This window comes from Arthrobacter sp. P1_B9, assembly GCF_056406495.1.
This window is the reverse complement of record NZ_JBFUAA010000006.1, coordinates 244,221-255,124: the sequence shown is the minus strand read 5'-3', so window position 1 is coordinate 255,124 and position 10,904 is coordinate 244,221. Positions and strand designations below refer to the sequence as shown.

Annotated in this window: 12 protein-coding genes; 4 read left to right on the top strand and 8 right to left on the bottom strand. The window is 65.0% G+C overall.

Translation table 11 applies throughout. From position 1 onward, the window contains the following. Positions 1-177: 177 nt before the first annotated feature. From AC1D1A_RS11280 to AC1D1A_RS11270, 3 genes are all read right to left on the bottom strand, one after another. A complete protein-coding gene (locus AC1D1A_RS11280) occupies positions 178-666 on the bottom strand; it encodes a GNAT family N-acetyltransferase (protein ID WP_476930942.1) in 489 nt (162 codons plus the stop codon). A 124-nt stretch (positions 667-790) separates the two neighbouring features. Beyond that, positions 791-1,030 (bottom strand): hypothetical protein, encoded by a 240-nt coding sequence (locus tag AC1D1A_RS11275; protein ID WP_476849241.1) that lies wholly within the window; start codon positions 1,028-1,030, stop codon positions 791-793. A 160-nt stretch (positions 1,031-1,190) separates the two neighbouring features. Further along, entirely contained in the window at positions 1,191-1,523 is a 333-nt protein-coding gene (locus tag AC1D1A_RS11270) for a hypothetical protein (protein ID WP_476849242.1), read from the bottom strand. A gap of 141 nt (positions 1,524-1,664) precedes the next feature. Here AC1D1A_RS11270 and AC1D1A_RS11265 point away from each other — a divergent pair, with 141 nt between their 5' ends. Beyond that, on the top strand, positions 1,665-2,717 hold the full coding sequence (locus AC1D1A_RS11265; RefSeq protein ID WP_476947754.1) for a S66 family peptidase: 1,053 nt from the start codon (positions 1,665-1,667) through the stop codon (positions 2,715-2,717). A gap of 46 nt (positions 2,718-2,763) precedes the next feature. Here AC1D1A_RS11265 and AC1D1A_RS11260 read toward each other — a convergent pair whose 3' ends face one another. The 5 genes from AC1D1A_RS11260 to AC1D1A_RS11240 all read right to left on the bottom strand — a co-directional run bounded on the left by AC1D1A_RS11260 (position 2,764) and on the right by AC1D1A_RS11240 (position 7,338). Then, positions 2,764-4,137 (bottom strand): FAD-binding oxidoreductase, encoded by a 1,374-nt coding sequence (locus AC1D1A_RS11260; RefSeq protein WP_476947753.1) that lies wholly within the window; start codon positions 4,135-4,137, stop codon positions 2,764-2,766. A 60-nt stretch (positions 4,138-4,197) separates the two neighbouring features. Then, on the bottom strand, positions 4,198-4,647 hold the full coding sequence (locus AC1D1A_RS11255) for a cupredoxin domain-containing protein (protein ID WP_052355065.1): 450 nt from the start codon (positions 4,645-4,647) through the stop codon (positions 4,198-4,200). A 115-nt stretch (positions 4,648-4,762) separates the two neighbouring features. Then, a complete protein-coding gene (locus tag AC1D1A_RS11250; RefSeq protein WP_476947752.1) occupies positions 4,763-5,524 on the bottom strand; it encodes a MerR family transcriptional regulator in 762 nt (253 codons plus the stop codon). A 110-nt stretch (positions 5,525-5,634) separates the two neighbouring features. Next, positions 5,635-6,825 (bottom strand): Fic family protein, encoded by a 1,191-nt coding sequence (locus AC1D1A_RS11245; RefSeq protein WP_476855790.1) that lies wholly within the window; start codon positions 6,823-6,825, stop codon positions 5,635-5,637. Between the two features lie 123 nt (positions 6,826-6,948). Then, a complete protein-coding gene (locus AC1D1A_RS11240; protein ID WP_476947751.1) occupies positions 6,949-7,338 on the bottom strand; it encodes a VOC family protein in 390 nt (129 codons plus the stop codon). A 361-nt stretch (positions 7,339-7,699) separates the two neighbouring features. On the opposite strand from AC1D1A_RS11240, the gene AC1D1A_RS11235 reads away from it, so the two are divergent. The 3 genes from AC1D1A_RS11235 to AC1D1A_RS11225 all read left to right on the top strand — a co-directional run bounded on the left by AC1D1A_RS11235 (position 7,700) and on the right by AC1D1A_RS11225 (position 10,861). Continuing rightward, positions 7,700-9,001 (top strand): DJ-1/PfpI family protein, encoded by a 1,302-nt coding sequence (locus AC1D1A_RS11235; RefSeq protein WP_476947759.1) that lies wholly within the window; start codon positions 7,700-7,702, stop codon positions 8,999-9,001. Positions 9,002-9,107: 106 nt separating this feature from the next. Next, positions 9,108-9,494, top strand: coding sequence for a hypothetical protein (locus AC1D1A_RS11230; protein ID WP_476947750.1), 387 nt, complete (start codon positions 9,108-9,110; stop codon positions 9,492-9,494). Between the two features lie 230 nt (positions 9,495-9,724). Next, on the top strand, positions 9,725-10,861 hold the full coding sequence (locus AC1D1A_RS11225; protein WP_476947749.1) for a sensor histidine kinase: 1,137 nt from the start codon (positions 9,725-9,727) through the stop codon (positions 10,859-10,861). Positions 10,862-10,904 lie beyond the last annotated feature (43 nt).

Genomic DNA, 10,904 nt, shown 5'->3' with positions numbered 1-10,904 from the left:
TTGAACTTGAACAGGCCTCCGCTTATGGTTGTGGGTGGCGCCCCGATGCATCCCCCMATAGCATCGGGGCGCCCCCATGTGCCGAGGCGTGGAGCGGGACGAGTGAGGCCGTTCGAGAGCCCTCCCCTAGGCCACTACCCACGCCAAAACTGCGCCGCTTACCGTCGAGACGCAATCTCAGAGGGGCAGTTTGAAGCCCACGTGCGACGCTTCGAAGCCAAGACGCTCATAGAACCGGTGTGCCGCGACCCTGGACTCGTCAGACGTGAGCTGAACCAGCCTTGCGCCACGCCGGCGCCCTTCAGCGATCGCCCACGTAATCATCGCCCCTCCAAGGCCGTTGCTCCGGAGGCTAGACCGGACCCGCACTGCCTCGATCTGCAGTCGTGTCGCTCCGCCTCTGGCGAGGCCGGGAATGAATGTCAGTTGCATGGTCGCAACCACTTCATTTTCGGTTGAGACAACTACGAGAAGAAGCTGCGCGGGGTCCGCATCAATTGCCTGGAAAGCAAGATCGTAGGGATGCCGGTGCTCGACTGCAATCGAGTCGACAGAGGCCCGGAGCTGGTCGGCAGCCAGAAGCCCAACAATCGAAGCCACATCACATGATTGAGCTTTCCTGATGGTGAATGGGCCGCCAGGCAGTTCCAGTTCAGCGAGAGTCATTTCCCCAGTATTCCAGCCATCTGGAATCAGTCAGGCGCCGGCCTCCGTCGACTCGAAACTACGTGGTGAATTCTGGACTGCCGCTGACCAGCACGCCGCAGGCTGGAGCCCCAAGTGGCACGGATCAGGCGATAGCGGACGGATTTCCGGGCTGCGTGGCGTTGGTCCGCCGGCGTGAGGCCAGCACGCCAATGATCGCGGTCATGACGACGACAAACGTTGCCAAAACTGACGCGTTGAGGACGAGCGAGAGTTCCATTTGGTGCGGGAGAAGCATGGATTCGTCCCACCCTGCATTGTCGGCGCGATTGATGAAGTCTGCGTCGATCGGATTCCACAGGATGGCCGCGACACTGGTTGCCACCAACGCGCAGAGACTGAGGGCCAGCTGGACGACGGACCATACTGACGGCTTTCCCTTGTGGCTTAACGGGCGTTTGTCCATAGCTTCCCCCGTTTAGTGTCTGCAGTGGCCGTTGCGGCCGCCGTGAATGCATTGCCCGTTGCCCACCGCCGGGGCGGCGTCAGCCGGCCCGGTCGCTTCGATAAGCCCTGAGTGCGTCTTCTCTGATCCACTTTCGGGTCAGGAAAGCGTCCAGAACGCAAGAAACGCCGAGGATCGTCCAGGAAGTCCAAACCGGCGCAAGTCCGGCAATCACCAAGACCCCGACAGCAACAACGAAGCCGACGGAGACGTAGCCATAGATCCGGCGTGCACGGGTTGCAAATCGCGCCTCTTGCGTTTCGCGAAAGTAGTTCAGCATCAGTCCCCCAAGGTTCGAATCGGAGCCTACAGCACTGGCTGCACCAAATACCGAAAATGGGTGCGCGCCAGATACGGCTTTGACCCACACCATTTCTGAATCACGGAGTTATCGGGCGTGTCATCGGCACCGCTATTTGGTCTGCTCCTCTCCGCAGCACGTTAAAGGATCCTGCACCGGCACGTCGGGTCGTCGAGTTGCCTCGAACCGCGTCCCGTCTGGTTCGATGAGTGCATGGATCATTCGCAACTGAAGCTGTCCGCCCCGAAACTCAATGCGGGCGATCGAGTCGCGGTTCTCTCCCCGTCGTTCGCCGCCCCCGGGTTCGCCCCGGCCGTGCATGAGCAGGCGATGCGGCGGCTTACATCGGCTACGGGTTTGATTCCTGTGGAATTCCCGACGACGCGCAAGCTCGGATCCAGTCCCGAGGAACGGGCGGCGGACATCAATGCGGCGTTCGCCGATCCCAGCATCCACGCGATTCTCGCCACGATCGGCGGCGACGACCAGATCACGGTCGTACCTCATCTTGACGAGGCGGCCGTCCGGGCGAATCCAAAGATCTTCGTCGGATACAGCGACAACACCAACCTGCTGAACTGGCTGTGGTCACTCGGGATACGCGGATATTATGGCGGTTCGACCCAGGTCCACCTCGGCGCCGGGCCGGGCGCTGACGACGTCCACCTCGCTTCCCTGCGGGCCGCGCTGCTCACTGGAGGCGAGCTCGAGGTCACCGATCCCGGGGAGTCAGAGGACTTCGGGCCGGATTGGCTCGAGCCGCGGGCACTCGTCGAATACGGCGACCGCGAACCCACCGAACCCTGGACGTGGACAGGTCCCGAACGCACGGTCTCCGGTTACACCTGGGGTGGCTGCATCGAAGTCCTCGACCAGCTCGCCATCGCCGACAGGCTGCCCTCCGTCGACGCGCTCCGGGGCACAATCCTGATCCTCGAATCCAGCGAACTGCTGGTTCCCGCCGATTGGGTCAAGCGATGGGTTCGAGCGCTCGGCGAGCGTGGTGTCCTGGGGGCGGTCGACGGCGTGATGGTCGCCAGGCCTCCAGTCAGCAGCCACGGGCAGGTTCCGCCTGCCGCCGAACGGGCTCGGCTCCGCGCCGCACAGCGCGATGTGGTCAGCACCGAAATCGCACGATACAACCCGGACGCCGTCGTGTGCATCGGTGTCCCCTTCGGACACACCCGACCGCAGTGGATCCTCCCCTACGGCGGTCGAATCCAACTCGACGGCGAAGCCAGGAGGGTTACAGCCAGCTATGCCTGATCGTGGCAGGCAGTGCCGGGAGCACACGTCGGGTGATCATCATTTCCTATGCGGTCGGACGCACGTTCTGATTTGAACGGAAGAGGTTGATGGGGTCGTATGCGGCTTTGACGGCGGCCAGCCGGTCGTAGTTGGCGCCGTAGGCTGCCCTCACCCGCTCCTCCCCTTCCTGGCCAAGATCGTTGACGTACACCCCGCTAGCAGCAAAGGGCTGCATCGCTTCGAAGAAGGCGCGGGCCCAGCCGACGTGTCGCTCCGTTTCTGCCGGATTGGACCACTGGGCCAGGATGAGGAGTTCGCTCTGGGACCGGCGATGGGGAAATGCCGTGGCCGCCGGGGGAACCCGAGCGGCCACACCGTGCAGTTGTTGCATTCCGATGCCGCTCGCCGTTGAAGGCATCTCGGCCGCAAACTGGAGCAGGACATCGATGGCGTCGGCGGTGAGGTCAGTCAAAAAGCTCGATTTCCAATAGTGGTGCCGGCCCGACGGAAAGCCGCCGTCGTGGGCGCTTTGCCAAACGCCATAGTCGGTGGGCACCACCGCGTCCACATCTGGGCCGAGGTCGCGCAGGGGCCGGAGCGCCAGCTCCGCCTCATCATGCCCGCCGCTCCAGCAGACGCCGACGCCGAAGACAGGGCGTCCTGAGGTGTCACACCCCAGACTGGCCGACATCGAGAGTTCGTCGGGGCACGAAGCGGCGAATCCGGGATAAAAGCCCAGGACCTCCCTTGTCCGTTCGGCCGGGAATGAGAGCGCTCCGGCAAGAACCTGTCCGACCGGATGCAAACGATAGGTGAAAGACGTGACAACACCGAAGTTGCCGCCGCCTCCGCGGATGGCCCAATAGAGGTCTGTGTGTTGGTCGGGGCTCGCCGTCAGCAGCCTGCCATCCGAAGTCACGATGTCGGCGGCCAGCACGTTGTCGCAAGCGAGCCCGTGTTTGCCGTTGAGCCAGCCGATGCCACCTCCGAGGGTCAAACCGGCGATGCCGGTAACCGACACGACTCCGAGCGGCGTGGCCAGGCCGTGCGCCTGGGTGGCGACGTCAAGGTCGGCCAGGAGCGCACCCGCTCCGGCCACGGCGACGCGCCGTTCGGCGTCGACCTGAACGTTCTTCATGCCGGAGCAATCCAGCATGAGCCCTTGGGCGCCGACGGCGTTCCCTGCCACGTTGTGGCCGCCGCCCTTGATGGAGACAGGGAGATCATTTTCCCGGGCGAAGGTCACGGCACGGCGAATATCCTCGGCGTCGGCAGGGCGGACAATGACGTCCGGACGGCGGTCAATCATCGCATTGAAGACCTTCCGGGCTTCGTCGTAGCCGGCGTCTCCGGGCCGGAACAGCCGGCCCCGGAGCGCTGAGCCGAGGCCATCGACGGCGGATGGGTCAAGCGACGGTGCGGGGGTCCCGAAAGCCACGCCACGGCACCTTTCTCGTTCGAGATCGTCAAGGACGCGCGCCGGCCGGCGGCGTCGCGCTCATTTGACCGTCAATGAGCCGTGCATGTTGGGGTGGTAGTTGCAGTGAAAGGCGTAGGTCCCCGGTTCGGAAGGTGCCTTGAATGTGGCCGTCCCGCCGTTTTCCTTGACCTCGACATCAAAGAGGGTCGCATTCTGGTCTGCGGTTACCGTGTGCTCTGCGGTGTCCATGTTGATCACCTTCACCTCCGCGCCGGGAGCCACCGCACCCGGTATCTCGTAGGCGAAGTTGCTGATCGTGATGGTCGCGGCGGCGGCGTTTGCCGCCCCGCTTCCCGGCCCCGAAGCGGTGGAGCCGGCCGGGGCAGACGGTTCCATCGACATGCTGGGAGAGGTCCCGGCGGTCGTGGCGGGGGCCGACGCCTGCGTTCCGCCGCCTCCGGCACAGCCGCTCAACCCGATCAGTACCGTCGCCAACACAAGTGCAGTCCGTGTCTTGTTGCTCGTCATGATGTGCCGTCCTCGACGCTGGAGGGGGCTGAGAAATCAGCCCGGCTTCCTTCCATTCTGCATCTGCCACCATCAAAAAGCACCGCTGAAAAGCTCCGACAGAGAGCACGGGCCATCAGGGCTGCGTCCTGGACTCTTGCAGGTAGGCCATGAGTCCGGCCAGTTGCTCAGGGGTCCAGGGCAGACCGGCACTGAGGGCAGTCTTATTGTCCTGCCACATGGAACGGGCAGCGGCTTTGGTCTCTTCGCCTGCATGGAACATGGATCCGATCTCGCCCCATGCCGTGGCCCATTCCCGGATGGACGGATCGGATGCCGGCGTCCCGTTTTCGACGTGCCTGAGACCCTCCTCGACCAATGCGGCCCACCGGACTTTGGCGGCCTCGATGCTGTCGCTGCCAAGTTCGGCCCTGCGGCCGGCCAGTTCCTGGCGCTGTTCTGGGGTGAAGTAGTTTTCGAGCATGGTGATCATCTCCAAAGTTGCCATGAACTGTTCCGGCGCCGGCATGGCGGCCCCGTCGATACGTGAAAGCAGGTCGCGTATCCGGTCCTGGACCGCCTGGACCTGCTCGGCGTGCAGGCGAAGGTGCAGCACCTGCCTTTCCAGGAGCGTGCGCAGCGAGCCCATGTCATCGGCAGGGGTTCCCAGTGCGACGCCGATTTCGGCCAGCGGGAGGCCGAGCATCTGCAGCGACCGGATCCGGTAGAGCCGCCGGACGTCTTTCTCGGTGTAGCGGCGGTGGCCGGAAGCCGTCCGCTGGCCTGCCGACAACAACCCAATCTCGTCGTAGTGATGGAGCGCCCTGACCGTTACGCCACACGCTTTGGCAAGCTCGCCGATGCTCCATTGATCTGCGGCACCGCTCGTCTCTGTCATGGGAACAACCGTAGATCCTCACCCCGCGTCAGGATCAAGACCCTACGCCGGCCCCGCGTGCCGGCCGCCGGCCCCGTCCCGTCCCGTCCGGTCAGCCCGTCTTCCCGGCGTCAGCCAGCCTTCCCGACGTCGGCCAGCCGGTTGTTCAGCCGGTCCACCTCGTCGAGGACTTCGGTCGCCGCCCAGGCACGGCTGCGCTTGGACTGGGTGACGGGGGTAATGACCCCGGCGGCGGAGAGCCGCTGCAGTGCGGCGTACACGGAGCTTTCGGCGACGCCGGCAATGTGGGCTGCGCTGTGGGCCTCGAACACGGGCCGCTCCAGCAGCCACGGAATGATCTTCTCGTCCGCGGATCCTCTGCGTGGCCTGGCCAGCTCCAGCCACATCGCCGGCAGCGCATCGAGGGCGGCGACGGATTCGCGGGCAGCATCCGAGGCACGGACAGCGGAACGGGCCAGGTAGAGCACGAACGGATCGGCATCACCGGAGCGGTAGTTATTGACCAGGCTGAAGTAGGTGTCGACGTCGGCGACCATCGCCGACGCGATTGGGGTGACGGTGTTCCTGGTGAGCCCACGACGCCGGGAAATCGCACCGATGAGTGCCCGCCCGATCCGGCCGTTGCCGTCGGTGAACGGGTGGATGGACTCGAAGTGGGCGTGGGCGATCGCCGCCTGCGCCATGATCGGCACGTCGCGGCGGTTGCAGAAGACCATCAGGTCTTCCATCAGGTCCGGCACGAGCTCCGGCGGGGGCGGGACGTGGATGGCGCCGCGTGGTGAATGGTCACTGCCACCGATCCAGTTCTGAACCTCCCTGAACCGGCCCGCGTGTGGGCCGTCCATCGGGTCGTCCTTCATGAGCGTGCGATGGGCGGCCAGCATTGCCTCCAGCCGGATCTCGCCGGTTCGCCCGGCGTCGTCGATCATTCCTTGTACGGCGTCGGCGGCCGCCACCATGGAGCGGGCGTCGTCACTGGCCTTGAGCCCGATCATGGCCCGGGCGTAGTCGTCGCGGTTGGCGTTGACGTGCTCGATTTTGGAGGAGGAGACCGCCTCGCTGCGGAGCAGGAACCCGCTAATGGCGGCCATCCGCGTGCCGGCGGTGACGTCCAGGGACGCGATGGCGACGGCGGCCTCTTCCAGGGCGACGATGGTCTCACGCCCCGGATCGAACCAGCTCCCGGCGATCAAGGGTGGCAGCGAGACCACCACCTCGGTGAATTCCCGGTCTTCGCGCGGCGGCCGCCCGGACGACTTCCAGGGCATCATCTTGCTGCCGTGCGCGGGCCAGCGGGTCATGGATCCTCCGGAAGTCTAAATAGTCACCCTACTATTTAGACTTTAGGGGCTAAACATGAATAACGCGACGCGTGCTTCGGAAAACCTGCCCTGGCGGGGCGCGCTGCCCTCGATCGTCCAGCCCTAGGAGCCGGCTTCCCTCATGTCCGGCCTCGTGGCTTCCTGCAGCACCCAGCGGTTGCCATCCGGGTCGCTGAAGTAGGCGAAGGCTATTCCACCCATGTCCTGGACTTCGCTGATTTCGGCTCCCCGCCGAAGCAGCTCAGCCCGCGTGGACGCCATATCGGGGACCACCAATTGCAGGCCCTCCAGGCTGCCCGGCGGCATGCTGGTCATTCCGGTACCGACGACGATAGAGGCGGCGGAGCCCGGTGGCGTGAGTTGCACGACCCTCATTCCCGGGATGTATTCGACGTCGTGGTCCAGAACGAACCCGAGCCTGTCCGTATAGAACGACTTGGCCTGGTCCACATCACTGACCGGTACTTGCACTACCTCGAGGCGCATCTCCATGCGGCTCACAGTACCCCTGTTTCCAGCTGCGCACAGGCCGTGGATCAAAGACGCGCACTACAGGTGATGCCAGATTCTTGTCGGTCACCGCGGAGTGGAACGTGCAACCTGCGATGTACAGGAAGCATCCGATGGAGCGCCCGGGTAGTACCCAGGTACCACTTGTCCCTGTTCAGGAGGGTCCTCGGGGCCGATGTGTGTGGATTGGGCGATCCGTAGCGTGAAAGAACAACGCTGGGGACATGGACGGCACAAGCCCCGCAACTTCACACGGAATCGAGACTCACTCATGGCTCCCCTCTCCAGACGACTCATTCACGCCGCTCTCTCGGTTGGCCTGTCGCTCTTAGCTGTGACCGCGATGGCTTTCGCGGGCGCGGTGGTGGCGGACGCGCAAAGTCACGTCCGCCCCGCCGCTCAAGAACTGACCAACCTGCCCACGAACCGGCCCTCCTCTTCCGGCGCGATAGTTGTCGCCGTTGTCCTGGGATCGTCAGGCACCGTGGGAAGTGACGTTCTGGCCCCCTACGAAGTGTTTGCCAGTTCCCCGGATTTTTCGGTCTACACAATCGCAGCGCGGGCCGTCCCTGCCGCCGTCGACGGGGGTCCGGCGATTGTGCCCACGTACACGTTCGAGGACATCCGTTCGGGCAGGGCGCGGCAGCCTGACCTGGTGGTGGTCCCGGCCGTCGGCGCCCCGGGGAGCGCAAAAGAAGCACCCATGCGGGACTGGATCGCGGAACAAGCGGGGCGCGGCGCCCGCATCCTTGGCGTGTGCAGCGGATCAATGGTCCTGGCCGAAGCCGGTGTGCTGGACGGGCGTAAGGCTACGAGCCACTGGTCCCGCCTGGGTGCGCTCAAGCGGAGCCGCCCCCAGGTCCAATGGATGGGAGGCCTGCGATTCGTTCAGGACGGCAGGATCACCACCACGGCCGGTGTGTCCTCCGGCATCCCCGGCGCCCTGAAAGTCTTGGAGGACCTGGCCGGCACGGCCGAAGCCGAGCGAGTCGGCCGGCTGATGAATTACCCGGGTTGGCAGGTGGCGGCGGCAGCCCAGATACCTGACCAGTCCTTCGCCGCCTCGGATATTCCCGTCGGGCTCAACGCCCTCCTCCCCTGGTTCCGGCCGACGATCGCCGTCGGCCTCTTCAACGGGGTGGGTGAAATCGACGTCGCCAGCGCATTCGAGGTCTACAACATGTCATTCGCTGCCCGGACGGTGGCGGTTGCCGCCACGGAAACGGTCACCACCAAACACGGGATGATTCTCCTGACCGTCCCGGAACACGAGGCACCTCCGGTGGACAACGTCATTGCCCCTGGCGCGGCTGGGGACGCGGGCATTGATCCGCAATTGCGCGGCTGGGCCGCGGCCCGCGACATTCCCGTGGATGCTTTTGCTGGCGCCGGCGGGGTGCTCGGGTTCGACGGCGCCATCACGTATCTGGCGCAGCACACCGACCGTACAACCGCTGTATCGGCAGCAAAGATGATCGACTACCCGACGGCGCACCTCAACCTTCCGGCCGGAGAAGCTTCTGGCCGGGTTCCCGGACTGATCGCGCTCGGCCTCCTGCTCGCCACCTTGATCGGTTCAATCCCAGCGGTCATTCGAAGCGTCATCCGGCGCCGAAGGGAAGGGCGCGGCTTGCGGGTCCCGTGATTGCCTCGGATTCACGAATATGCTCTCCACAGCCACTACAACACGGCGTGCATCGCACGGCGCAACACGCGTTGCTGCCCAGGACTCGACAAGGGGATGGATCCAGATGCTGTTGGACCAGCTTTCCGCAATACTCGCCTGCGCACTCTTGGCCGGCCTGGCTGTTTTCCAGGTGGCGCTGATCGCGGGAGCACCGCTGGGGAGAATGGCATGGGGCGGACAACACCGCGTCCTCCCGGCCAAACTCAGAATCGGGAGCGCAGCATCCATACCCCTGTACGCCCTCTTCGCTTATGCGGCGCTGGCCAAGTCCGGCTTTGTCCCGCTGTTGGTCAGCGAATCATTTACTGCGATCACCGTGTGGGTGCTGACGGCATACTTCGTGCTCGGAGTCCTCATGAACGCAATCTCCCGAAGCAAACCCGAACGCTTCGTCATGACCCCCACCACGATGGCCATGGCAGCCCTCTACCTGGTCCTCGCACTCCACTGATCTCGTGCCAGCCGCTCCAGGAGCGGCAACCTGGCAGTACTGGCCGCACGCCAACAACGCCACCATCGCCAAGACCCAAGGACCCTCATGCATTCCACGACCGGTACAGTCCGGAGCATGACCGACGCAGGAACACTGCACACCCCGCAACACTGCCGGGTGTGGCCTTGACGTCGCCGGTTTCGTCGGACGAAGCGCTTCGGCTGGGCGGATGGCGACCTGGTCCGCGTATGACAGACGTCCTGGCCGCCGTCGCATACACAGGGCCGGCCCTGGCAGCAGCCGTTGCCATTCCCACTGCCGACGGCCCAGCGTTGGTTCTGCCATTGATGGCGGCGGTGGTTTCCGGCACCGCACTGCTGTTCCGCCGGCAGGCTCCGATGTCTTCTTTGGCCGCCACAGCCGGCATCATGCTCATCACGTTCTCGGTTCCGGCCAGCTTCGCAGCGGTGGCGACAGCCATGGCGCTCTACGCCGTCGGCGTTTACCGGTCCGCACGGCACGCCGTCCTTGCCCTCCTGGCCATCAGCGCAATTCTCCTTGCCGCAGCGGCCCAGCAACCCCGGTCGATGGTGGACCTTGGCCAAGCCGTCCAGGCGATTGCCGTACTAGTGATCGCAACCCTGCTCGGGCTGAACGTACGCATGCGCCGCAACTACGTGGCCGCCCTGGTGGACCGTGCCGACCGGCTGATGCATGAACGGGAGTTTCTGGCCAGCATTGCGGCCGCCGCCGAGCGCAACGCGATCGCCCGGGAGATGCACGACATCGTCGCTCATGGATTGGCGGTGATGATTTCCTTGGCCCATGGTTCGGCGGAAATCGCCCCGACCGACCCTGCCCGCGCCGTCCAAGCCATGCGCCAGGTCGCCGAGACAGGCCGCGTTGCGGTGACGGACATGCGCCGGATGCTCGGAGTCTTGAACGAGGACAACACCGGCGAATTGGCCGGCGCGGCAGCACCATCGCCGGGGGTGGGCGATGTTCCCGCGCTGGTGGAGCTTTTCCGCTCTGCGGGGCTTCCCGTGGTTCTGCAGTCGGCCGGAGTCGCTCCGGCTGACACCGGGATCCAGCTGGCTGTATATCGGGTCATCCAGGAAGGGCTCACCAACGCGCTCAAATACGCGCGCGCCGCAACAGCGGTCACGGTTCGCTCGCAGTTYACCGGCCAGGAGATCATGGTCTCGGTGACCGACGACGGCCAGCCCGTGGACGCCCCTGCCGACCGTGCTGGACACGGCGTGGCGGGAATGCGCCAGCGCGTCGCACTCTACGGCGGTACATTGCGCGCAGGACCCCTGACCAACGGTGGATGGTCCGTGACCGCACGGTTCCCGCTGCCGGAAGGAGCCATTTGGAAGCCGTAGCTGCCCCGTCCACGCGCCCGATCCGGGTGCTGCTTGTCGATGA